At 66.7% G+C, this 24435-nt stretch carries 18 protein-coding genes; 7 read left to right on the plus strand and 11 right to left on the minus strand.

The window, feature by feature from the left end; all coding sequences use genetic code 11:
• Positions 1-99: 99 nt before the first annotated feature.
• Positions 100-1827, plus strand: coding sequence for an alpha,alpha-trehalase TreA (gene treA / locus AC5LXK_RS20980; RefSeq protein ID WP_493393372.1), 1728 nt, complete (start codon positions 100-102; stop codon positions 1825-1827).
• A gap of 96 nt (positions 1828-1923) precedes the next feature.
• On the opposite strand, the gene AC5LXK_RS20985 is transcribed toward treA, so the two are convergent.
• On the minus strand, positions 1924-3411 hold the full coding sequence (locus AC5LXK_RS20985) for a carbohydrate porin (protein ID WP_493393373.1): 1488 nt from the start codon (positions 3409-3411) through the stop codon (positions 1924-1926).
• Between the two features lie 118 nt (positions 3412-3529).
• Positions 3530-3799 carry a hypothetical protein gene (locus tag AC5LXK_RS20990; protein ID WP_493393374.1) on the minus strand — a complete coding sequence of 90 codons (270 nt, stop codon included), beginning with the start codon at positions 3797-3799 and terminating at the stop codon, positions 3530-3532.
• A 1081-nt stretch (positions 3800-4880) separates the two neighbouring features.
• On the opposite strand from AC5LXK_RS20990, the gene AC5LXK_RS20995 reads away from it, so the two are divergent.
• Both AC5LXK_RS20995 and AC5LXK_RS21000 read left to right on the plus strand, forming a co-directional pair.
• Positions 4881-5018, plus strand: a complete 138-nt coding sequence (locus tag AC5LXK_RS20995; protein WP_493393375.1) for a hypothetical protein — start codon at positions 4881-4883, stop codon at positions 5016-5018.
• A gap of 117 nt (positions 5019-5135) precedes the next feature.
• Positions 5136-6782, plus strand: a complete 1647-nt coding sequence (locus AC5LXK_RS21000; protein ID WP_493393376.1) for an NRAMP family divalent metal transporter — start codon at positions 5136-5138, stop codon at positions 6780-6782.
• Between the two features lie 126 nt (positions 6783-6908).
• On the opposite strand, the gene AC5LXK_RS21005 is transcribed toward AC5LXK_RS21000, so the two are convergent.
• Complete coding sequence (locus AC5LXK_RS21005) at positions 6909-7811, minus strand: helix-turn-helix transcriptional regulator (RefSeq protein ID WP_493393377.1); 903 nt, start codon at positions 7809-7811, stop codon at positions 6909-6911.
• A 283-nt stretch (positions 7812-8094) separates the two neighbouring features.
• On the opposite strand from AC5LXK_RS21005, the gene AC5LXK_RS21010 reads away from it, so the two are divergent.
• From AC5LXK_RS21010 to asnB, 3 genes are read left to right on the plus strand one after another with little or no spacing between them, the layout of a single operon-like run.
• On the plus strand, positions 8095-8928 hold the full coding sequence (locus tag AC5LXK_RS21010) for a helix-turn-helix transcriptional regulator (protein ID WP_493393378.1): 834 nt from the start codon (positions 8095-8097) through the stop codon (positions 8926-8928).
• A 34-nt stretch (positions 8929-8962) separates the two neighbouring features.
• Positions 8963-9148: a hypothetical protein gene (locus AC5LXK_RS21015; protein WP_493393379.1), complete on the plus strand. Its 186-nt coding sequence runs from the start codon at positions 8963-8965 to the stop codon at positions 9146-9148.
• A gap of 32 nt (positions 9149-9180) precedes the next feature.
• A complete protein-coding gene (gene asnB / locus AC5LXK_RS21020; protein WP_493393380.1) occupies positions 9181-11148 on the plus strand; it encodes an asparagine synthase (glutamine-hydrolyzing) in 1968 nt (655 codons plus the stop codon).
• Between the two features lie 12 nt (positions 11149-11160).
• Here asnB and AC5LXK_RS21025 read toward each other — a convergent pair whose 3' ends face one another.
• From AC5LXK_RS21025 to AC5LXK_RS21040, 4 genes are all read right to left on the minus strand, one after another.
• On the minus strand, positions 11161-11511 hold the full coding sequence (locus AC5LXK_RS21025; RefSeq protein WP_493393381.1) for a hypothetical protein: 351 nt from the start codon (positions 11509-11511) through the stop codon (positions 11161-11163).
• 330 nt (positions 11512-11841) lie between these two features.
• Complete coding sequence (locus AC5LXK_RS21030; RefSeq protein ID WP_493393382.1) at positions 11842-12240, minus strand: winged helix-turn-helix domain-containing protein; 399 nt, start codon at positions 12238-12240, stop codon at positions 11842-11844.
• A 308-nt stretch (positions 12241-12548) separates the two neighbouring features.
• Complete coding sequence (locus tag AC5LXK_RS21035) at positions 12549-14759, minus strand: xanthine dehydrogenase family protein molybdopterin-binding subunit (RefSeq protein ID WP_493393383.1); 2211 nt, start codon at positions 14757-14759, stop codon at positions 12549-12551.
• 2 nt (positions 14760-14761) lie between these two features.
• On the minus strand, positions 14762-15223 hold the full coding sequence (locus AC5LXK_RS21040; protein WP_048245609.1) for a (2Fe-2S)-binding protein: 462 nt from the start codon (positions 15221-15223) through the stop codon (positions 14762-14764).
• A gap of 181 nt (positions 15224-15404) precedes the next feature.
• On the opposite strand from AC5LXK_RS21040, the gene AC5LXK_RS21045 reads away from it, so the two are divergent.
• The gene (locus AC5LXK_RS21045) at positions 15405-16328 is read left to right on the plus strand and encodes an AraC family transcriptional regulator (RefSeq protein ID WP_493393384.1); all 924 of its coding nucleotides are present in this window, start codon (positions 15405-15407) and stop codon (positions 16326-16328) included.
• Positions 16329-16346: 18 nt separating this feature from the next.
• Here the strand turns inward: AC5LXK_RS21045 and AC5LXK_RS21050 are convergent, their stop codons facing one another.
• Genes AC5LXK_RS21050 through AC5LXK_RS21065 form a run of 4 tightly spaced genes read right to left on the minus strand, consistent with a single transcriptional unit; the run spans position 16347 to position 22467 of the window.
• Complete coding sequence (locus AC5LXK_RS21050) at positions 16347-19004, minus strand: glycosyltransferase (protein WP_493393385.1); 2658 nt, start codon at positions 19002-19004, stop codon at positions 16347-16349.
• 26 nt (positions 19005-19030) lie between these two features.
• Entirely contained in the window at positions 19031-20434 is a 1404-nt protein-coding gene (locus AC5LXK_RS21055; RefSeq protein WP_493393386.1) for a UDP-glucose dehydrogenase family protein, read from the minus strand.
• Between the two features lie 39 nt (positions 20435-20473).
• Complete coding sequence (galE, locus tag AC5LXK_RS21060) at positions 20474-21463, minus strand: UDP-glucose 4-epimerase GalE (protein ID WP_493393387.1); 990 nt, start codon at positions 21461-21463, stop codon at positions 20474-20476.
• On the minus strand, positions 21460-22467 hold the full coding sequence (locus AC5LXK_RS21065) for a UDP-glucuronic acid decarboxylase family protein (RefSeq protein WP_493393388.1): 1008 nt from the start codon (positions 22465-22467) through the stop codon (positions 21460-21462). The genes galE and AC5LXK_RS21065 overlap by 4 nt, the downstream gene beginning before the upstream one ends.
• Positions 22468-24435: the final 1968 nt, after the last annotated feature.

Below are 24435 nucleotides of genomic sequence, written 5' to 3' on the forward strand. Positions count from 1 at the left end.
CACAACATGACGCGTATCGATCGAGGGCCATCGAGACGAACGCGCGCGCGAACGAGACCTCGTGCCGATCCACTCACCATCGAAAGGAGGGGACACGTCATGACGTCACGTCGTGCCGCACCGATTGCTTCTCGCTTCTCATCCCGTCTGTCACCGCATCTCGCACCGCCCGCATCGCGCCTTCGCTGGGCCGCCGCGCTGGCCGTCGCCTATCTCGCCGTCGCCGGCTGCGCCGCGCAGGCCGACAACGCGAACCAGGCCGCTGCGCAAGCGGCCGGCCAGTCCGCAGTCGCGGCCACTCCCGCGGCGGCGGTGCCCGCATCCGGCACGTTGTTGCCGCCGCCGAGCCAGCTCTACGGCGACCTGTTCGTCGCGGTGCAGACCGCGCAGATCTACCCCGACCAGAAGACCTTCGTCGACGCGACGCCCGATACCGACCCCGCGACGATCGTGCAGTTGTATCAGCAACAGAAATCGCAGCCGGGCTTCTCGCTGAAGACGTTCGTCGGCCAGCACTTCACACCGCCCCCGGAAGGCGGCGTGACGCCGCCGCCGAACCAGACGCTGCGCCAGCACATCGACTGGCTGTGGCCGCAGCTCACGCGCACGAGCACGACGGTGCCTCAATACGGTTCGCTGATTCCGATGCCGAAGCCTTACGTCGTGCCGGGCGGCCGCTTCCGCGAAGGCTACTACTGGGATACCTATTTCACGATGCTCGGGCTGCAGGTGTCGGGCCGCGAGGATCTCGTCGACGACATGCTCGACAACTTCGCACATCTGATCGATACGATCGGACACATCCCGAACGGCAATCGCACGTACTACGCGAGCCGCTCGCAGCCGCCGTTCTTCGCGTACATGGTCACGCTCGCCGCGCAGGCCGAGGGCGACAAGGTCTACCAGAAATACCTGCCGGAACTGCGCAAGGAACATGCGTACTGGATGCAGGGCGAAACCACGACGCCGCGCGGGCAGGCGGCGCGCCACGTGGTCGCGATGCCCGACGGCGCGGTGCTGAACCGTTACTGGGACGCGAGCGACACGCCGCGCGACGAGTCGTATCTCGAGGACGTGACGACCGCGAAATCGGTGCCGTCCCGTCCGGCGAACGAGGTGTACCGCGACCTGCGCGCGGGTGCCGAAAGCGGCTGGGACTACAGCTCGCGGTGGTTCGGCGACGGCAAGACGCTCGCGACGATCCGCACGACGTCGATCGTGCCGGTCGACCTGAACAGCCTGATGTTCCATCTCGAGACGACGATCGTGAAGGGCTGCACGGTGACGCGCGACGTTGCATGCGTGACCGATTTCTCCGGGCGCGCGGCGCGGCGCGCGGCCGCGATCAACCGTTATCTGTGGAATCGCCACGGCTATTACGGCGACTACGACTGGCAGTTGCGCAAGCCGCGCGACGGCGTGACGGCGGCGACGCTGTATCCGCTGTTCGCGGGCGTCGCATGGCCCGAGCGCGCGAAGGCGACCGCCCGCGAGGTGCGCAAGACGCTGCTGCAGCCGGGCGGGCTCGCGACGACGACCGAGAACACCGGCCAGCAGTGGGATGCGCCGAACGGCTGGGCACCGCTGCAGTGGATCGCGATCGACGGGCTGCGCCGCTACGGCGAGCCGGCGCTCGCGAAGGACATCGGCACGCGCTTCCTGTCGGACGTGAAGCATGTGTATGCGACCGAAGGCAAGCTCGTCGAGAAGTACGTGGTCGAAGGTGCCGGCACGGGCGGCGGCGGGGGCGGCGAATATCCGCTGCAGGACGGCTTCGGCTGGACCAACGGCGTCACGCTGAAACTGCTCGGGCTGTACGGCGAGTAATACGCGGCGCGCGCCACGCACCCGGCCGGTCAACAAGCATACGGGCCGGACTGTCGCGCAAGCGGCCGTCCGGCCCGTGTCTTCATGCGGCCTGGATCAGAACGTGATCGTCGTGCGGACGCCGACCACCGTTTCGTCGCCGATGCGCGCACCGGCCGCGTTCGGGTTCGGGATGCCGCCGCCCGGACGGAAGAAGTGCTGCAGGTCGGCCTGCAGCTGCCACCACGGCGTGACCTGGTACTGGTAGGTCGCTTCGACGACGGTTTCCGCACGGCGCACCGGATAGCCTGGGGTCGTGTACACGCCGGTGTCGCCGTCGAGGCCGCGCGCGTGCGAGCCGATCTTCGCGTAGCCGACCGCGATGCCGGCGACGTCGTTGTCGCGTCCGGCGAACGGCGCCTTCAGCGTCACGCCCGCATTGGCGGCGAAATCGACGATATTGCGATCGCCGGGCGCACCCATCACGCGCGCGAACACGCCGACCGAGCGCGGGCTGTCGGCCGACGGCCGCCACACCATCTGATCCGCGACCGCATAGAAACCGTAGTTGCCGCGATGCGTGGCGGGCGTGCCGTTGCTGGCCGGATCCGCGAGCGACAGGCCGTCGGTGCCGTAGCGCGGATCGTTCGTGTGCTGCGACTGATACCAGAAGCCGAGCTTGTACGTGCCGGGCAGGCCGGCCGGTTGCGGCGCCTTCGGATCGGCGGGCGGCGCGTTCAGCGCGTACTGCACTTCGCCGATCACGAATGCGCCGCTGCGCAGGTTGAAGTTGGTGCCATGCGCGTTCAGCACCTGCGCATCGCCGTCGGTGCGGCCGGCCGGGTTGCCGTCGAACACGCCGACCATCGCGGTCCACGCGTCGGCCGGTTTCACGCGCAGCCGCACGCCGAGCGACGACAGCGGATAAGCGGGGCCCCCTGCCGGCAGGTCGGTCGACGGCAGCACGGGCCAGCCGAACGTCGCGTTCATGAACGTCGCCGCGTTCTGGCTCACCATGAATTCCTGGTCGACGCTCTGCTGGCCGACCTTCACGTCGACCTTGCCGTCGAGCAACGACTGCTGGTACCAGAGTTCCCACAGGCGCGTGGTCGAATTCGCTTCGATGCCGGTCGCGGTCTGCAGCGTCTGCAGGTAGCGCTGCGTGAGGTTGGTGCCGTGGATCTGCAGCCCCGACACGTTGAAGGTGCCGCCCGGCAGGCCGATCGCCTTGCCGGTGTCGACGTTGAAACCGAACTGCGTGAGCCCCTGGTACGCGCCGCCGCGATTCGTACCGCCCGACGTGTTGTACAGGTACTCGCTGGTTTCCTGCAGGCTCAGCGTGACACCGTGGTCACCGAGCAGATCGCGCAGGCCGCCCATGTTGCCGAGCAGGTTCGAACGCTCCCAGAAGCCGGTGGGGGCGGGCGCGGCAGCATCGGCGGCCTGTTGTGCGGGCGCGGCGGCGTCGCTGGCGCCGGCCGCCGGTTCGGCCGCGGCCGGCGACGACGCTTGCGCGAACACGGGCGCGGCGGCGAGCGACAGCAGCAGCGTGGCGAGCGCATTGAGACGAAGCGTGCGCGGGACGGGTTCGAGATGATTCTTCATGTGGGTTCCGTTGACGGTTTGATTAGTTGATCTGAAGAAACGAGAACGTGATGCGGGAAACGCGGCGAGACGATCGCGCGGCGGCCCAGGCGAGTGGCGCCGCCGCGCGGCGGGGGGATTACGGCAGCCAGCCGCCGACGCGCCACACCTGGGCGAAGCCGAGGCGCGACGCAGCCGAGCACAGCAGCGCGGCGAGCGCGATGGCGGCCGCCATCGCGGCGACGAGCACGCAGTCGAGCGGGCGGGGCGCCGTCGGCACGTGGTCGAGCGCCGTGCCGCGCCAGTTGCTGAATGCGTGGGCGAGCGGCGAGAGGCCGGAAACGAACGAGCGGTCGCACGCGACGTGCACGATGCGCTTGAGTCTGACCGCGAACGATTGAAGAAACATGACGCTGCCTCCGTCCGGTCCGGCGCGGGCCGGACGACGTGTTCGAGCGCGGGCGCACGATGCGGCCTGCGATCGGAGGGTGGAACGTAATGGAGCGTGCGACTGACGAGGCGGCGAAGGCCGGCCTGGAAGGAAGCGCGCTAACCCGACGAATGCGAGCTAGCGGCGTAAGACATGCGTCTGGCTGCTATCTCGCGATGGCTTGGCCGGCCTGGACCGGCATCGAACTACAACTAGAGCATGTGTCCACGGAGGGACTCCCTTGATGAATTGCGGCGGATTGTAGTCGGGACTTTTGCTGCGGTGCAAGTAAAAAACGCATAAAAAACGATCTGTGTGGCGGGCGCGTCGAAACGGGCGGCTGCGGCGCAGCTGCGACACGGAATGAGGATGAAGGGCGGCCGACGGGGTGCCGCGTCGTTGCTCCGACACATCGGCGCGTGACTGCATCGTGACGCGCTGAAAGGTTCGCGCACGTCATTTCAAGGGCAAATCTTTCAATGGCGGAAGGCGGGAAATTTATTTCGAGAAACGTGGTTCGGAGGGGTTGACTTCACTTTCGGGCGGTCCATAGAATCCGCCATCTTCACTCTTGGGGCCGCCGCCTTGGACGCCTGCAGTAGTCGATCTTCGAACGAAATTTCCGCCTGAGCGACCAACGTCCGCGCCTCATCGAAGCCGCCGTTTGTCTCCCAGGCAAACGGTGCGCGCAGCAGTATTCCGCAGCAAATTCCTACGTGCACCCTGATTCGCGCCGGTTAGCGTGATGCGTTTTCGCATGCGTTGTCCGGTTTCACCGCCGCCTGGCTGGCGGCCGCGTTCGCGCACGCCTTTTTCACGGCTCGCGAGTGTCGGCCCCCGGGCCTGACGGCGGTCAACCGTGTTCTCCGGAACACCGCACAGGAGCCGCCATGAACGACAGTGACAGTTGTCCCTTATGCCCGTTGCACGCACCGACCCTTTTGAACCCGGGTCGCAGGGACAATCCGGCCGACTAGCCTGACACGTCGTTCAGGCCCCGGACTGGCCCCGCGCCCAACACGCGGCCGGCACGCCTGCCGTCGCCGCACGGAGCCAGACCATGAACTTCGGCCTTCTGCTGTCGAACCTTCCGCACGTCACGGAATCGCGTAACCACTACGACGCGATGCTGACGCTCGACGCCCGTCCGCGGGTGTTCTCCCGCCTGCTGAAGCAGCTGAAATCGTTGATCCACTGAAACGAAGCGCCGAGCGCGCCTCGGCATGCGCACGCGCGGCCGCCTTCGAGCGGCCGCCCCGCGCGCATTCCAAGGTCACACGCTCATCAGATAACCCTTAGCCGTACGGAACAAATCATGTCCACGCCATCCAACGTTTCTCCACCGATCGCCGTCGAACGCAGCGCCGTGCTCGACGAAGCCCACCTGGGCGACATCCGCGGTGCGCTCGGCACGATCGCACGTCACGACACCGGTGCACGCGGCACGTGGTGGGCGCGTCTGCGCACGCTGCTCGCGATCATCGGCCCCGGCCTCATCGTGATGGTCGGCGACAACGACGCCGGTGCATTCGGTACCTATACGCAAGCCGGCCAGAACTACGGCACGACGCTGCTGTGGACGCTGCTGCTGCTCGTGCCGGTGCTGTACGTGAACCAGGAAATGGTGCTGCGCCTCGGCGCGGTCACGGGTGTCGGCCACGCACGCCTGATCTTCGAACGCTTCGGCAAGTTCTGGGGCGCGTTCAGCGTGATCGACCTGTTCCTGCTCAATGCGCTGACCATCGTCACCGAGTTCATCGGCATCACGTTCGTGCTGGATTTCTTCGGGCTGCCGAAGGTGGCCGGAGTGTGCGTGGCTGCCGCGCTGACGATGGCCGCGGTGAGTACCGGCGATTTCAGGCGATTCGAGCGGTTCGCGATCGGGCTGTGCCTGCTGAGCCTGCTGCTCGTGCCGGTGCTCGTGTCGATCCACCCGCCCGTCGCACAGATGACGCGCGATTTCTTCGTGCCGAACTGGCCCGCGCACGCGAAGCTGTCCGACGTGATGCTGCTCGTGATCGGCATCGTCGGCACGACGGTGGCGCCCTGGCAGCTGTTCTTCCAGCAGAGCTACGTGATCGACAAGCGCATCACGCCGCGCTTCATGAAGTACGAGAAGGCCGACCTGTGGATCGGGATCGCCTTCGTGCTGGTCGGTGCGGTGGCGATGATCGCGTTCTCCGCCCAGTTGTTCGCGGGTCATCCGGAATTCGGCAACTTCACCGATGCAGGCGGCGTCATCGCCGGTCTGGAGAAGTATGCGGGCCGCACGAGCGCGACGCTGTTCGCGGTGGCGCTGCTCGACGCGTGCATCATCGGCGCGGCGGCCGTGTCGCTGTCGACCGCCTATGCGATCGGCGACGTGTTCAAGATCCGCCACTCGCTGCACCGTAACGTGTCCGACGCGAAGGGCTTCTATCTCGTCTACTTCGGCATCGTCGCGGCTGCTGCCGCGCTGGTGCTGATCCCGGGCAGCCCGCTGGGCCTGCTGACGGAAGCCGTGCAGACGCTCGCGGGCGTGCTGCTGCCGAGCGCGACCGTGTTCCTGCTGCTGCTCTGCAACGACAGGCAGGTGCTCGGCCCGTGGATCAACTCGACGAAGCTCAACATCTTTACGGGCGCGGTGATCTGGGTGCTCGTGATGCTGTCGATCATCCTGACCGCATCGGTGATGTATCCGGACATCAGCGGCGAAGCGATCGTCGACGTGCTGGTCGGCGGTAGCGTGTTCGCGATCGTCGGCTATCTCGCGACGGTGCTGATCCGCCGCAACAAGCGTGTCGTCGAGCCGGGTGTCGACCGTTCGAAGCGCGACACGTGGCGCATGCCGCCGCTCGACACGCTCGAGCCGCAGAAGATGACGCTGACGACGCGCGTGTGGATGACCGTGCTGCGCGGCTATCTCGTGATCGCGGTCGGTCTCGTGATCGTGAAGGTCGTCCAGATGACGCTGCTGAAGTAACGCAGGACGTCGTCTGACAGGAAGCGGCGCCGGACCCGGCACCGCGCCGCAACCCGCCCATGCCGGCCCGCGAGGCCGGCATGGGCGTTTACGCGTTTGACTTCATGAAGCGGCGCTGCGCGGCCGTCAGATCAGTTCGAGCTTCGACGTCATGTACGTGAGCTGGATCCGGTTCGCGACGCCGAAGCGCTTGCGCAGCTTGCGCAGGTGATAGTCGACGTTGTGCGCGCTGGTGTCGAGGCGCCGGCCGATCTCCTTGTCGGATGCGCCTTCGGCGATGCCGAGCAGCAGTTCCTGCTCGAACGGCGTGAGGCCGTTCACCGCGCGCTCGCGCGATGTCGAGATCAGTTGTGGCGACGCGAACTTGTGCACCGACAGCCCGATCGACAGCGCCTGCTCGATCGTCGCCGGCGTGATCCATTCGCGCGTGCGGCGCGGCGCGGTGAAGCTCATGAACGCGTGCAGCCGCGTGCCGGGCACGGCCATCGAATACATGATGCCGCTGCACATCCCATCGTCCTGCATCGTCTGCAGGAAGCCGTCGAGCGCGGCCGGGATCACGTTGGGGCGGTCGTCACGCTCGCGGTGATCGCGGCGCAACTGCTGCAGGTCCCACACGATCGGCATGTTGCACACGCGCGCGCCGAGCGTGCGCGGATCGACGTCATGATGGTTGTGCCGCACGTAGTCGCCGCGATAGGTGGCCGGCGTGAACGCCTCGTGCAGGTAGAGGCTCTCGACCCGCTCGCGCGCGAATTCGAGCGCGAAGTACGCGAACGTCGAGAAGCCCGTCAGATGCAGCAGGCTCGTCACGATCCGGTTGCGCTCGGCCGTGCTCTGCGCGTGCGCGAGCGTATCGGCGACGCCGAGCTTCGGCGCGTGCGGCTGCGCGACGTCGCCGCGCTTCACGTCGTCGCACCAGACGACCTGCACGGCGCGCTCGCGCAGCGCATCCGCGCATGTGCCCGACCCGCGGCGGGACAAGGTGGTTGGGGCGACCGCTTCTTCATGCAATGCAATATCGGACATGAGCCATCCCTCGGAATCGACGCGCATCGCCTGGCGGCGGCCGTATCGTGAACGGCATTCGCGGCGGTGCGATCGCGCATCGTTTTGATATGCGCCGATCGTCATCCCTGACGAAACGCGGGGGCATTGTACAAAAATGCCCGTGTCCGCGTAATATGCCGTAATACTAATTGCGGCGAAAGGCTCATATACGCACGCATATATCGACGACCAGAAAATCATAAAGAAAAGACCAAATCGTGACGGGGCGCAGTTTCACATATTGGGAAAGGGCGGGCTCCTCATGACATATGCTGACGGCGCACCACGCGTCGAGTGGTTCTCACAAGCCGATATAGCGGCCGCTGCCGCTTATTCGAACGAATATCAGGCAATCGAGCGCGACGTTTTTACCGGTATTCAAATCGGACCCGGTAAAACCGACCTTGCGCCGATCGATTTCGCGCAATGCCATGCGCGATTGCGTCAAATCGGATTCAGCACGCTCGGTTACGGCGCCTACGAAATGATCGGGCGGCGCATTCTGTGCGCGCATCTGCTGCGCGACCTCGCGCCGGCGACATTCATGCAGCCGTTCATCGAGGGGATGCTCTACGAGAGCGACCCGCGCTTCGCGCAGGTGCGGCAGAGCGGCTTTCCGGTCGCATGGCGGCTCGACGAGATCGAGGCGGCCGCGCAGGGCAGCGGCGACCGCAAGGTGCTGGCGCTCGCCGGCCATCTGCGCGCGCATGCGATGAACAGCGGCGTGATCTTCAGCCTGTCGGCGCCGCGTCTCGATCTGCGTGTCGCGGTGAACGTGACGTCGGAGACGCACGGCACCGAGTGGATCGACGATCGCGTGATCGGCGGTGCGCTGTCGGTCAGCCTCGCCGTGCATCGCGTTGCGCTGCCGTTCCTCGAGGCGCGCATCGCACGCATGCGCGGCTTCGCGCTCGGCGACGAGCAGCAGCAGGTGCTCGAGCGGCTCGTGCACGGGCTGTCGGACCAGGAGATCGCCAGCGCGCTGCGCACGTCGCTGCACAAGGTCGGCCACCACATCCGCTCGCTCGAAAAACTCTTCAACGTGCAGAACCGCGCGCAACTCGCCTATCTGGCCGCGCGGCGGTTGCCTTCCTGACGCGGTTCGCGCCCCCGATTTCACGATGCGCCCGATGACCGTCGTACCGGCCGGTTCATGGCCGGTGCGACGCGTCGTTGCGGCCGCGCGCCGCGATGCTTTACGCCGCTTTTTTGGAGCACTCGCGACATTCACCCATGAATTATTGCTGATTTATTTCTTCGTAAGATGGCTCGACCGTCACGCCGGACGGCGGGCCGCGAGGTTGCGCCCTGCGTGACGGACCAGGTCAAACAGGGGCGGACAAATCAAATGTGCGGAATCGACGGCTTCTTGAACAGTGTCGCTTTCGATGAGGAGACTGCGCGCGGCACGCTCGCGCGAATGACGACGAGCCTCGCGCATCGCGGGCCGGACGGGCAGGGGATCTGGGTCGACCCGGAAGCCGGCATCGCGCTCGGCCACCGGCGGCTGGCGATCGTCGACCTGTCGGTACACGGCCGACAGCCGATGGCATCCGCGTGCGGCCGCTACGTCATGGTCTTCAATGGCGAAATCTACAACCATCGCGAACTGCGCGCGGAGCTCGAGCGCGCGGGGCGTGCTCCGGCGTGGCGCGGCCACTCCGACAGCGAGGTGCTGATCGCGGCGATCGTCGCATGGGGTGTCGAGGCAACGTTGCGCCGCGCGACCGGCATGTTCTCGATCGCGCTGTGGAACCGTGCGTCGCGGGTGCTGACGCTCGCGCGCGACCGGATCGGCGAGAAGCCGCTCTACTACGGCAGGATCGGCGACGCGCTCGTGTTCGCGTCCGAGCTGAAGGCGCTGCGCGGTTATCCGGGCTTCGACGGTGCGATCGACCGCGACGCGCTGTGCCTGTACCTGCGCCAGTCGAGCGTGCCCGCGCCATACACGATCTATCGCGGCATTCACAAACTGCCGCCCGGCACGTACATCCAGTTCGAACATGCGCGCGACACGCCGCGCGTGCGGGCGTACTGGACGCTCGAACAGGCGATCGAGGAGGGCCGCGCGCAGCCGTTCGAGGGCAGCGCCGACGAGGCCGTCGGCCAGCTCGACGCCGTCCTGCGCGTGGCCGTCGCACGGCAGATGGAAGCCGACGTGCCGCTCGGCGCATTCCTGTCGGGCGGCGTCGATTCGTCGGCGATCGTCGCGCTGATGCAGGCGCAATCGTCGACGCCGGTCGACACGTTCACGATCGGCTTCCACGAAGCCGGCTACGACGAGGCCGGTTACGCGAAGGCCGTCGCGCGCCATCTCGGCACGCGCCATACCGAGCTCTACGTCACGGCCGACCATGCGCTCGGCGTCGTGCCGAAGCTGCCGTCGATCTACGACGAGCCGTTTTCCGATGCGTCGCAGATCCCGACCTTCCTCGTATCGGAGCTGACGCGCCGGCACGTGAAGGTGAGCCTGTCCGGCGACGGCGGCGACGAGCTGTTCGGCGGCTATACGCGCTACTTCCTGACGCCGCGCCTGTGGCGCAAGCTGCATCGCGTACCGGCCGCCGTGCGCGCACGAATTGCCGCCGCGCTGCATGCGTTGCGGCCCGATCACGCGGACCAGCTCGCGGCCGTCGCGCAGGGTGCGTGGGGCAGCGTGGAGGCGCGCGAATCGGCGACGCGCATCGGCGACCGGCTGCACAAGCTGGGCCACGTGATGACGGCCGAGAGCCGCATCGGGCTGTACCGGCTGCTGATGTCGTCGGTGCATCATCCGGAGCGCATCGCGCTGTCGGGGCAGGAGCCGCCGACGCCGCTCGACACGGTTGCCGCGTGGCCCGCGCACCTGAGCTTCGCCGAGCAGGCGATGGCGATCGACACGCTCACGTACCTGCCGACCGACATTCTCGCGAAGGTCGATCGCGCGGCGATGGCCGTGAGCCTCGAGACGCGCATGCCGTTCCTCGATCATCACGTCGTCGAATTCGCGTGGCGCGTGCCGGCGGCGCTGCGCTTGCCGGAAGGGCAGCCGAAGGCGCTGCTGCGCCGGCTGCTCGACCGGTACGTGCCGTCCGCGCTGATCGATCGGCCGAAGCAGGGCTTCTGCGCGCCGATCGACCACTGGCTGCGCGGCGCGCTGCGCGACTGGGCCGAGGCGCTGCTGCGGCCGTCGCGTTTGCGCGAGGAAGGCTTCTTCGATGCAACGGCGGTCGAGCGGCTGTGGCGGCAGCACCAGACGGGCCGGATGAACTGGCAGCACCAGCTGTGGACGGTGCTGATGTTCCAGGCGTGGCTGGAGGCGCAGCGCGCGGCGTGACGCCGCGCGTCGTTACTGATCCAGGCAGCGCATGCAATGCCGCTTCGCGTCGTTCGAGTGCAAGCCGCGGCACATCGTCGTCACGGCGCGCGCATGGCACGAAGGCCGATCGGCGGAGGTCACCGGTGCCGCGGTGCGGTGCGCGCGCTCGGGTGGCGTCGTTGCCACGGCGTCCATGCGTCGCTGACGCGCGGGCGGTGTTTCGGGCGTGGCATCTTCATTCGCATTGCCCGGCGCGACGGACGCGACGTGAAGCGCATGGTCGTCCGCCGCGTGCGCGACGCGCGGGGCAGCACCGGCAAGCGCGATGAGCGCGGCCACGCAGACGGCGACGGTTCGCGAACCTCGCATGCTCATGGTCATTCCGTTGGTGTCGAGCCGGTGGCGTCCGGCGGTTGCGTCGATTGTAGAGGCGGAGCGCACCGCACACTGCGGCGGAATGCGTGGTCGCGCATATTTTACGGCGGCGGCCTGGGGGGCGAGCTACGAAACGCGATTGCGGTGAATGGCTCGACGGCGGGTGCTCAAAAGCAACCGCCGCCCGGAGGCGGCGGTCGGGTCGCGACTGGCTGGCGGGCCGGGCGGCGTGCAGGCCGCGCCCGGGCGGCGGGCCGCGAGGCGCTGCGAATTCGTGCAGCGCGGTGGGGGGAGCGTTGCGGGCGCGCCGCGAACGGGTGGCGCGCGGGTGAAGCGTTACGCGTAGTCGGCGGCCATCGAGGGTTGCGGCGCCGCGCGCAGGACCGGCGCCGCATCGTGGCGCTCGACGTGCGTCATGGCCGCACCGAACAACACCAGGCGATAGCCGACCGCGTAGATCGGGATGATGCGGAGGTTCTTGTCGTGTTCGAGCTGCAGCTTCGAACGGATCCGCGAGATATGGGTGTCGAGCGTGCGCGACGACACGCCGAGCTCACGGCCCCACACCGCTTCCTGGATTGCGTGCCGCGGCACGATCTTGTTCATGTTGTCGAGCAGGAATTCGACGACGTCGAATTCGCGCGGCGTAACGTCAACGATCTTGTTATCGATTTCGATCGTGCGGCGCACGAAGTTGATTTTTATGTTGTCGATGTACAGGTATTTGCAATCCATGGTGGCCCTCGCATGTCCATAAAGGAGTGTTTGCGGGTCCTGTGTTGCAACTTCCGGGCCAGGGGGAGGGGTGCCAGGCGGCGATGGCCGCCGGAACCGGCCCGGACGGCGTTGCGGCCTTGAATTTAAAAGAATTTTTAACGAAGAGTGGGCGGAGGGCGTGAAGGGGTCGGAGCAATATTGAAGGATTGTTACGTAGCATCGCGGGACGACGTTACGGGCGTTACGTCTGACGTAACGTGCGGGGAGCGGCGGGTTTCGGGGCCGGTCGCGAGACGTTTTCATCCCGCGACCGGCGTTCCGGCCCGTCAAGCCTTCGCGCTATCCGCCGAATCGAACGGCAGCACGTAATGCCGCTTGCCCGTCGCCGCGAAGATCGCGTTCGCGACGGCCGGCCCGACCGGTGCGACGCCCGGTTCGCCGACGCCGGTCGGCGCTTCAGCCGACGGCACGATATGCACTTCGACCTTCGGCATCTCGGCCATCCGCAGCACGTGGTAGCCGTCGAAGTTGCGCTGCTCGACGTGTCCGTCCTTCAGCGTGATCGCGCTGTGCATCACCGCGCCGAGCCCGAAGCCGATGCCGCCCTCCATCTGCGCGGCGACGATGTCGGGATTGATCGCGATCCCGCAGTCGACCGCGCACACCACGCGCTCGACCTTCACCTTGCCGTCCGCGTCGACCGACACCTCGGCCACCTGCGCGACGTAGCTCTTGAACGCCTCGGCGACCGCGATCCCGCGCCCGCGGCCCTTCGGCAGCGGCTTGGCCGGATCCCAGCCGGCTTTCTGCGCGGCCAGCTCCAGCACCGCGCGCATGCGCGGCTCCTTCGCGAGCAGGTCGCGGCGGAACGCGTACGGATCCTTGCCGGCCGCGTGCGCGGCTTCGTCGATGAACGCCTCGACCGCGTAGGCGGTGTGCGAGCTGCCGACCACGCGCCACCACAGCACGGGCAGGCCGACCTTGGTGGTGGTGAGTTCGACCGACACGTTCGGCACCGCGTACGGCAGGTTCGCCGCGCCCTCGACCGACGTCGCGTCGACACCGTTCTTGACCATGAACGCCTCGAACGGCGTGCCGGCGAGGATCGACTGGCCGACGATCCGGTGGCGCCAGCCGACCAGCCGTCCGTCCGCGGTCAGCCCCGCGTCGAGCTTGTGGAAGTACATCGGCCGGTAGAAGCCGCCCTGAATGTCGTCCTCGCGCGTCCATTGCAGCTTGACGGGCTTGCCGTCCGCGCCGAGCGCCTTCGCGATCGACACGGCCTCGACCACGTAATCCGACCACGCGTTCGCGCGCCGGCCGAAGCTGCCGCCCGCGTACAGCGTGTGGATCTGCACCTGCTCGGGCTTCAGGCCTGCCGTCCTGGCCGCGTTGGCCTGGTCGACCGTCTGGAACTGGTCGCCGGCCCAGATCTCGCAGCTGTCCGCCGTCAGCTTGACGACCGCGTCCAGCGGCTCCATCGGCGCGTGCGCGAGATACGGGAATTCGTACGTCGCGCTGATCTTGCGCGTCGCGCCCGCGATCGCCGCATCGGCGTCGCCGTCCTTGCGCGCCGACGTGCCCGGCTTGTCGGCGAGCTGCCGGTATTCGCGCATGATCTCGTCCGAGCCGCGCTTTTCGGCGTCGGTTTCGTCCCATTCGACCTTCAGCGCGTCGCGGCCCTGCTTCGCGGCCCAGAAGCCGTTCGCGACGACTGCGACGCCGTGCGACACCTGCACGACCGACACGACGCCCGGCACGGCCTTCGCGGCCGTCGCATCGAACGACTTCACCGTCGCACCGAAGCGCGGCGGGCGCTGCAGCAGCGCGACGCGGATGCCGGGGAACGTGGTATCGAGCGTGAAGTGCGCGGTGCCGTTCGATTTTGCCGACGCGTCGACGCGCGGAATCCGGTGCCCGATCAGCCTGAAATCGGCCGGCTGCTTCAGCGTGACCTTGTCCGGCACGGGCAGCTTCGACGCATCGGCGACGAGCGTGCCGTACGCAGCCGTCTTGCCGCTCTTCGCGTGCGTGACGACGCCGTTGGCGGTCGTCAGCTCGCCGTCCGGCACCTTCCAGCGGGCCGCGGCGGCCGACACCAGCATCGCGCGCGCCTTGCCGCCCGCTTCGCGCAGCTGCTGCCATGAGTTCGCCATCGCCGAGCTGCCGCCCGTGCCCTGCATCGTGCCGAACGCGAGGTTCGCGTAGCGCTTCGCATCGGCCGGCGCGCTTTCGACGCGCACGTTCGACCAGTTCGCGTCGAGCTCCTCGGCGACGATCGTCGCGATGCCCGTATACGCGCCCTGGCCGAGTTCGACGTGCTTCGCGATGACCGTGACGGTGCCGTCGGGCGTGATGCGCAGGAACGCGTTCGGCGCGAAATCGCCGGCGGGCGCGGTCGCGGCGAGCGCGCGGCGGCCGAGGCCGGCCCATTCGAAGCCGATGGTCAGGCTGACGGCGGCAGCTGCCCCCGCGGCTTTCAGGAACGTGCGGCGCGAAGGACGCACCGAACCGGTGTTGTCGAGTTCGATCGTCATGGTCAGGCTCCCAGCGTCGTGGCCGCGTCGTGGATCGCGGCCCGGATGCGGGCGTAGGTCGCACAGCGGCACAGGTTGCCGTTCATCGCGGCGTCGATGTCAGCGTCGGTCGGCTTCGGGTTCTGTTCGAGCAGTGCGGTGGCCGACATGATCTGGCCGGACTGGCAATAGCCGCACTGCGGCACCTGCAGCTTGACCCACGCGGCCTGCACGGCCTGCGCGGGCTTGCTCTGCAGGCCTTCGATCGTCGTGATGTGCTTGCCCGCGATGCCGGCGAGCGGGAGCACGCACGAGCGGACGGCCTGGCCTTCGAGATGCACCGTGCACGCGCCGCACTGCGCCATGCCGCAGCCGAACTTCGTGCCGGTCAGTCCCGCGTGTTCGCGAATCGCCCAGAGGACGGGCATCGACGGATCGGCGTCGAGCGTGACGTTCTTGCCGTTCAGGACAAACGAGGTAGGCATTTTGATTGTCTCCGTGGGGAAAACCCGGCATGCGCCAGGTTAGCGGGCAGTGTGCGCGAGCCGTCCGAATTTGCGTCTACCCAATCCTGCAAATTTATTGAACAATCCTGCAAATCCCCGGCACGCGGCGGGCCGTTTCGCTATGCTCCCGCGACACGAGGAAATCAATCGAGGATGCGTCATGGACATGACCGATATCGTCGCGTCGCGCGAATCCGGGCGGCGCGAGCTGGCGTCGCTGATCGGCCGTTTCGCGCCCGCGGACGGCTCGCATTCGACGGCCGTGGCGGGCCTGATGCTGCATCGGCACACGCGCCCGGTCGATCTCGGCTGCGGTGTGTCGCGCGCCGCGCTCGTGATCGCCGCACAGGGTGCGAAGCGCGTGATCGTGGCCGGCCAGGCTTACGAATACGACACGCACAATTGCCTGATTACATCGATCGACTTGCCGATCCTGTCGCGCGTGACGCGCGCGTCGCCCGAGGCGCCTTACCTGTGCCTGTCGCTGACGCTCGATCCGCAGCGCATCGTCGAGCTGGCGGCCGAGATGCGGTTGCCCGAGCCTGAAGCGGGCCCGGAGGGCGAAGGGATCGCGCTTGCCGAGCTGACGCCGCCTCTGCTCGACGCCGCGCTGCGGTTGCTGCGGCTGCTCGATACGCCGGCCGACATTCCGGTCGTTGCGCCGCTGATCGAAAAGGAACTGCTGTACCGGCTGATGACGAGCGGGCAGGGCACGCGGCTGCGGCACATGGCGATCGCGGGCAGCCAGACGCACCGGATCGCGCGCGCGATCGAATGGATCCGCGATCACTTCGCGGAGCCGATGCGCGTCGAGTCGCTCGCGCAGGCGGTCAACATGAGCGTGTCGTCGCTGCACCATCATTTCAAGCACGTGACGACGCTGAGCCCGCTGCAGTACCAGAAGCAGCTGCGGCTGCACGAGGCGCGGCGGCTGTTGCTGCGGCAGGGCGGCGACGTCGGGTCGGTGGCGGCCGTCGTCGGCTACGAAAGCGCGTCGCAGTTCAGCCGCGAATACAGCCGGCTGTTCGGCGCGCCGCCGATGCGCGACGTCGTGCACCTGCGCAAGAAGGAACTGCTCGGCTGACGGGCGGCCGGGCGCGGCTCATTTCGCGACGACCGTCGTCTGCAGGAACGCCGGCGCGATCCGCCAGTCCGGCACATAGTGCGCGGGCCATGCGCCGGGCGTATCGACCGCGTTGAAATAGACCACGGCCTTCAGCAGCGGATAGCGCCACAGCGAGCGCTGGAATTCGTCGAGCTCCTCGCGCTTGCGCGAATTCGAGCCGTCGACGCCGAGCTCCGTGACCATCACCGGCAATCCATAGTCGGTCACGCGGTCATACTTGGTTCGCAGGATGCTCGCGGCCGAGAAGTGGCCGCCGGGCGGCCAGATCGCGCAGCGCGGGCAGTCGAATATCGACAGGCCGACGTCGTCCACATAGCCGCGGCCCGGAAAGTAGTCGTCGAGATTCCGGTTGCCGGCCGGCGACCACACGAAGCGGATCTGGTCGGTCATCGTGCGGCAGGTGGTCACGACGCGCCGGTACGCGTCGACATAGGCCGATGCGTCGCCGACGGCCCACGGATAGCGCCCGGTGTCCGCCTCCATCTCATGGCCCCACCGCACGAACACGGGCCCTTTCAATGCCGCGAGCGCCGAGCAGGTCGCGGCGATCCTCACGTCGTAGCGCCCGTGCGCGATATCCGCCAGCAGCGTGTCTTGCCGCGTGTCGCCGGCCGCCCACGGCTCGATGGTCAGCATCAGCGAACGGTTCCGGGTCAGCGCGGTCCGGTACGCATCGCTGATTTCCGCGCCGAGGTCGGGCGCGTTCCACGAGACGAACACATGATCGAAGGCGAGATCGGGATCGGCCGCGAGCGTCTTGTCGGGATCGTAGGCGCCGAGTTCGGGCTGCTTCACCGGTTCGCCCGGCACGGGGGCCGCCATCGCCACGGCCGGCAGGCCCGAGCGCCACATCATCGCCTGCCAGCCTTTCGGCGCGCGCAGCCCGATACCCGTCAGCAGCATCGCGAGCGCGAAGACGAACAGCGCGTTGCGCACGGGCAGGCGGCTGACGAACATCTGCCTGAACGTCGACGCGGCGAGCCCTTGCTCCCTGCCGTGATTCACCGCGACGACGGCCGCGATCACGAGATACAGGATGCTCGTCAGCGTCGAGAACAGATAGAAGCCGGCGGCGTTGCGCGGGTTTTCGACCGCGACGACCGGCAGGCTGCAGAACAGCGAGATCAGCAGGTAGGGCGCGACGACGCGCAGCGGCGCTTCCTGTTCGATCGTGCCGCTTTTCGGCGTGACCTTGAACGGAAATTCCTTGCCGCGGATGCAGTCCAGCAGCGCCGACAGGCAGCCGAGCACGACCCACGGCCAGCGCGCGAACACGAACGCGAGCCCTTCCCACGACAGCAGCTTCGTATTCAACGGCCGGCACGACTGCGTCGTATGCGTGGCCCACGTCACGACGCACAGGATCAGCACGGTGAGCGGCAGCGCGTAGGTGAGGTAGGTCAGGTAGTCGACGTGCGCCCATACGCGGCCGGTCAGCAACGCGACGACCGGAATCACGACGCTGCCGGCCATCGCGAGCGCACATAGCGGATACCACAGCTGGCAGAACAGGAACTGCGCCTTCAGCTTCAGCGGCAGGCCCATGAAATAGCGGCGCGTGTAGCGCAGCATGATGATCATCACGCTCTTCGACCACTGGAATTCCTGCGTGGCGAGATCGCCGAACGTGCGCGGCCCTTCGCCGTTCGCGATCGCGTTCAGCGCGTGCATGCCGCGCCAGCCTTTCGAGTTGAAGATCATCGTGGTCGAGTGATCCTCGGCGAGCTCGGGCCCGAGCCCGCCGATCTCGCGCAGCGCGCGGCAGCGCACCGCATAGTGCGAGCCGATGCACAGCGGCGCGAGGCCGCCCGCGTAACCGGCCTGCATCGTGCCGTGCAGCGGCCCTTCGACGTTCACGCGGCCGCGCGCGCTCCAGCTTGCGGCCGCGTTGCTGTCGCAAATGCTCGGCGCCGACACGTAGCCGACTTCCGGATCGACGAACGGCCGCAGCATCTCCTCGAGATAAGTGCGCGTCGGCACGTGGTCGGCGTCGAGCTGCGACACGAAATCGTAGTTGTCGTAGCCGTACATGTCGTAGAAGTACGCGAGGTTGCCTTCCTTGCACCTGGTCCGGCGCGGCCAGCTCGTACGGTGGTACGCGGCGATGCCGCGTCGCGTCGACACGAATACGCCGTGCTCGCGGCACCAGTCGAGCGTCTCGGGCGACGGATCCTCGTCGGCGAGCCATGTGTCGTGCGGGTAGGTCTGGTCGAGCATCGCGAGCAGCGTCGTGCGGACGATGTCGAACGGCTCGGACGGCGCCTTGGTGACGACCATCGCGACGCGCCAGTCGAGCGGTACGGGCAGCGCGGGGTTCGGCACGACCGCCGTGCGGATGATGAAGATGAAATAGCCGGGGATGAAGGTGGTCCAGAACAGCACGAAACAGTTGACGCCGAAACGGAATGCATCGACGTAGTGCTCGTCGCGCAGCCACCAGCGCCAGAAGATGCCCAGCGCGACGAACCAGCACAGCGCGAGGATCTGGAACACGATCCGGGTTTCGTTGTCCATCAGCGGGACGACGAGCGGGATGTCCGTCTGCTGCGAGTCGACGCGACCCGATTCGGCATCCGTCGTGTCGGTGGCGCCCGGCGCAGGGCCGCCGGCAAGCGACGCAACCAGCTTCTTCATGGTGTTCTCCCGTTACGGTCGGACCATCAGTGCTGAAGCAGGCTGCGATGCAGCCGGGTGTCCTCGCTGGCTTGCGGTTGCTCCGTTGCCGGGTCGGCCGGCGCGCGTTCGCCGCACGAGCGGCCCACGCGTTCGTAGCGGCGAAAACCGCTGTCGACGGCCAGCCGTTCGCTGTACAGGTTGCGCATGTCGAGCATCACGGGATCGGCCATGTGATCCGCGAGGTCGGCGAGATCGAGCGTCTCGAACGCTTTCCATTCGGTCATCACGACGACGGCGTCCGCGCTGCGCACCGCATCGACCGCGGAGCCCTCCATGAACACCTGCGGCAGCAGCCGCGACGCTTCGTTCGGGCGCGCCGGGTCGTATGCGCGGATATGCGCGCCCGCGCCGACGAGCAACTGGATCACGTCGATGCTCGGGCTCTCGCGCACGTCGTCCGTCTGGCCCTTGAACGTGAGGCCGAGCACCGCGATGCGCTTGCCCTTGATCGAGCCGCCGCACGCGTTCTCGATGCGGTGGAGGATCTGCTCCTTGCGCAGCGCGTTCGATTCGATCGCCGCGCTGACGATGCGCATCGGTACCGCATGCCTGGAGGCCGTCGCCTTCAGCGCGCGCGTGTCCTTCGGGAAGCACGAGCCGCCCCAGCCGGGGCCGGCCTTCAGGAACGACGCGCCGATGCGGCGGTCGAGGCCCATCCCGTTCGCGACCAGCTCGACATCGGCACCGACCGCTTCGCACAGGTCGGAGATTTCGTTGATGTAGCTGATCTTCACCGCGAGGAACGCATTCGCCGCGTATTTCACGAGCTCGGCCGTCTCGATCTCGGTCGCGAGCACGAGATGGCCGGCTGCTTCCAGCGGCGCATAGATCGCCTTCATGATCTCGATCGCGCGCGGATGCTCGGCGCCGAACACGACGCGATCCGGGTGCATGAAATCGTCGATCGCCGACCCTTCGCGCAGGAATTCGGGATTCGATGCGATCGCCGCGTCGACGCCGTCCGGCGCGCAGCACTCGACGATTCTCCCGACGACGCGGTTGGTGCCGACCGGCACCGTCGACTTGGTGACGACCACCGTGAAGCCGGTCAGGTTCGACGCGATTTCCCTGGCGGCCGCCTCGACGTACCGCAGGTCGGCGTGATCGGTGCCCGGCAGCGTCGGCGTGCCGACCGCGATGAACACCGCGTCGCGATCGCGCACGCTTGCCGCCAGGTCGCTGCTGAAGCGCAGCGTGCCGCGTTCGACGTTGCGTGCGACGACGGCGTCGAGGCCCGGTTCGTAGATCGGCATGCGGCCTTCGTTCAGCGCGTCGATCTTGCCGCGATTGTTGTCGATGCAGACGACGTCGTGCCCGAGATCCGCAAAGCACGCGCCGCTGACCAGTCCGACGTAGCCGGTGCCGACGATGGCGATCCGCACATTCATGGTGGTTCCCCTGGGTGGTTGTCGATGACGCTCGTGTCGTTACCTGCTGGGTTCGAGTTGCCGCTCTTTCCGGCACCACGCCGCGGCGTGTTCGACCATCGGCTCGATCGCGGTGAAACGCGGCCGCCAGCCGAGCACGTGCGCGGCCAGCGTTGCGTCGGCGTACAGTGCGGGCGGGTCGCCTGCACGGCGCGCGGCCATCACCGTCGGCACGCGGCGGCCCGTCACGGTTTCGACGGCGCGCAGGGCTTCGAGCACCGAAGTCCCTTTGCCCGTGCCGAGGTTCAGCGCGATGCTGCGGCCGTCGCCGCACAGATGGTCGGTTGCCTTCAGGTGCGCGTCGGCGAGGTCGCTCACGTGCACGTAGTCGCGAATCGCCGAGCCGTCGGGCGTCGGGTAGTCGGTACCCATGACCCGGAAGGGGGCGCCCGTGCCGAGCGCCGCGCGGATCGCGAGCGGAAGTGCGTGCGTTTCAGGCTCGTGGCATTCGCCGATCACGCCGTCGGGATCCGCGCCCGCCGCGTTGAAATAGCGCAGTGCGACCCATTTCAGCCCGTACGCGCGCTCGAAATCGGCGGCCATCCGCTCCATCGCGTATTTCGTGAAGCCATAGGGATTGATCGGCCGCTGCGGCGTGCGCTCCGAGATCGGCAACGCGTCGGGAATGCCGTACGTCGCGCACGACGACGACATCACGATCCTGCCGACGCCCGCCGCGTGCATCGCGCTCAGCAGCGTGCAAGTGCCCGTCACGTTGACCGTGTAGTAGCGGTCGGGCGCGAGCACCGATTCGCCGACATAGGCGAGCGCGGCGAAATGGATCACGACGTCGGGCCGATACACGGCGAGCGCCTTCGACAGCGCGTTGCGGTCGAGAATGTCGGCCGCGACGAGCGGTCCCCACCGGACTGCGTCGCGATGGCCGGTCGAGAGATTGTCGTAGGCGACCGGCTCATGTCCCGCTTCCGCGAGCGCCTTGCACGTATGGCTGCCGATGTAGCCCGCTCCACCTGTCACGAGCACTTTCATGCGACTGCTCCGGTCCTGCGCAGCACCGGTTCGAGCCACAGTTCGCGGATGAAATAGTCGACGGTCCGGCGCAGGCCTTCGTCGAGCGCGATGACCGGCCGCCAGTCGAGCTCGGTCGCGGCGACCGAGATGTCGGGCCTGCGCTGGTGCGGATCGTCGATCGGCAGCGGCCGGAACACGATCTCCGAGGTCGAGCCCGTCATCGCGAGCACGTGCTCCGCCAGCTCGATCATCGTGAATTCGCCGGGATTGCCGATGTTGACCGGCGTGCCGACGTTGCGCGCTGCGCCCATCAGGCTGAAGAAGCCGTCGATCAGGTCGCTGACGAAGCAGAACGAACGCGTTTGCCGACCGTCGCCGTAGATCTCGATCGCCGCGCCGTTGAGCGCGGCGACGATGAAGTTCGACACGACGCGGCCGTCGCGCGGTGACATGCGCGGCCCGTAGGTATTGAAGATGCGCGCGACGCGCACGTCGATGCCGTGCGTGCGGTAGTAGTCGTAGCACAGCGCCTCGGCGGCACGCTTGCCTTCGTCATAGCACGCGCGCGGGCCGATCGTGTTCACGTTGCCGCGATAGGTTTCCATCTGCGGATGCACGCCCGGGTCGCCGTAGATCTCGCTGGTCGATGCCTGGAACACGCGCGCACCGGTCTTGCGCGCCAGCGCGAGACAGTGGTTCATGCCGAGCACGTTCGTCATCATCGTGTGGACGGGATCGGTCTGGTAGGTGGGCGGCGAGGCCGCGCACGCGAGATTCCAGATTTCGTCCACCTGCAGCTGCGGCAGGCCGAGCGTCACGTCGCCCTTCACGAACTCGAACCGGCCGGACGTCTTCAGGTCGGCGATGTTGAGCTTGCGTCCCGTCAGCAGGCTGTCGACGCACGTGACGGATGCGCCTTCCATGACGAGGCGCTCGCACACGTAGCTGCCGAGAAAGCCGGCGCCGCCCGTCACCAGCACGCGCTGACCGGCGCGCGTTTCGATCGCGACCCGGTCATTCATGGCCGTCTCCTTCGTCGAGCGCATCGAGGAACCACACGTCCATCTGCTCGACGGCGGCGCGCACACGCTCCATCCCGTCGAACGGGCAGCGCTTGGGCAAGCGACGGTCTGCATGTGCTGAGGTCGACGAAGCGCCGCGACAGGCACTCCGGTTTCGCTGACTACCCCGTTGATGCTTGAACGACGCAAGCGCCGATCGATCGCTGGTGATCTTCATCGCCTTTCCCCGACACGCTGATTGACGAGCGGGCCGCCGCCCGTGTTCTGTATGCCGTGGCGTGCCGCTCGATTGGAGCCGGATATCAGGCAATCGGCATGCCATGGGCGACGCAGTCCCGCTGTGCGCGGGGGCGGACGTGCGACGGCCGTTCAACCGGCGCGCTTGTGTTTCACGCGTGTATCGTGGGGACAGGGAAATGGCCTGAACGGTGACGGGATCGATATGATTCGATACGACGAAACCCGTGATAAATCAGGCTTTTGCGAAATTGTTAACGAAAAATCGGGTGGCGACCTGCGTGTTTCAGCAATGAGAATCGAATGGGTGAGCGCTTGAAAACGTTGCGTCGACGTATCGCTGTCGGACGGAATCGGGGGTGAAAGGAAGGCTGGGTGAAAATGAAAATCGGGCGTAACGGATTTGGCCGGAATCGCCTGTTTTCATTTGTTTTAATTATTACGCCGGTAACGGCCGAAATGGCAACCTCGACGTCGCGTGATCGAGTCGGTATTTTCACGAATGAATCAAATTCGTTCAGTCGTTCGGGGCGAATGCGAGCCGCAGACACGTCGCAGGCCGCTGCGTCCGGCCAGGGAACAGGATGCGGCGTGAATCGATTCTCGTTCGCTTTCGTGCCGGAGGGAGGCCGCACGCGCCGCGATGCGCGGTTCGTACGCGGAAAGCGCGCTGGCGCCCGGCTTGGGCGGCGGTGCGTTTCTCAAGTTTGAAACACCCGTTCATCTGGCCATCCGGCAAGGGGCAGCGGGCCGGATTCGTCCGTCTAATCCCGGTATTGCTTCGCGGCGCTCAACGATTGCAGCGGGAGCCAAACCTTTGCCGCGATACATTCCTGAAACAAAAAATGTCGTTCCTTGCGATCCACGCAGGCGCGGCGGCCCTGTGTCGAGTGCAGCGGGCGGTGGAATAACGCATGGCACGCTGCTTGCGGTATTGAGCGCACCGGCGAGCGGTCGACACGGTGCAACAACGAAGTGGGGGCGACCAACTCGTCAATAAGCAGTCGGGGAAACGGCGATGAAGACCATGAGCAGTAGCTTGATCGGCGCGTACTTTACGCACCATTGGGGTAGTCGGAAAGACCGGGGTGTTGCTCGCGACGCAGTGCCAGCTTCGCGGGTTGCTCCGTGCCGGCTTCCCGGTCACGGCGTGTTGCACTGGCTCGAGCGGTTGTCGTCCTTCGCGGCAATCGGGCGACAGCGGCGCTCGCCTTCATTCAGTTCACCCGGATGGGTTGCGCTGTTCGTGCCGGACAGCGTGACGCCGATCCGTCTTCGACCCTGCAGGGCTGTTGCGATCGCGCCGGACCAGTGCCGGCGCCGGCCGGATTAGATCGAACGCCCGGGGGCCGGATTATCCGGAAACCCTTTCGTCGCCAGCTCAGGGAGAAGACGTGCCACCTGGCTGCAATGCAGGCCCGTTATTGCCCGGCCGCACGGGGCATTTCTGAACGGTGCCGCGTTTCGAGGTGGTAAATATATTCGCGCATTTTTTGATTGAGGTAACGGGTGCCGCGTGCCGGCATGCCGTCCGGCTGGATATCGAATGCCGCGCTCCGGAAAGATGTATTCATCGTTCCGGTTAATTAAGTCGAGGTGTTTTTTGGTGGACTTAATGTTCATAGAATTAATAGAAAACACCTACAAATAAATTTTGGACAACTTAAAAACATAAAACTAGAATTCGGCTGAACAAAATTACGAAATGAATTGCAGGGTTTCTGGATTCTT

The sequence above is a fragment of the Burkholderia pulmonis genome (assembly GCF_984667975.1).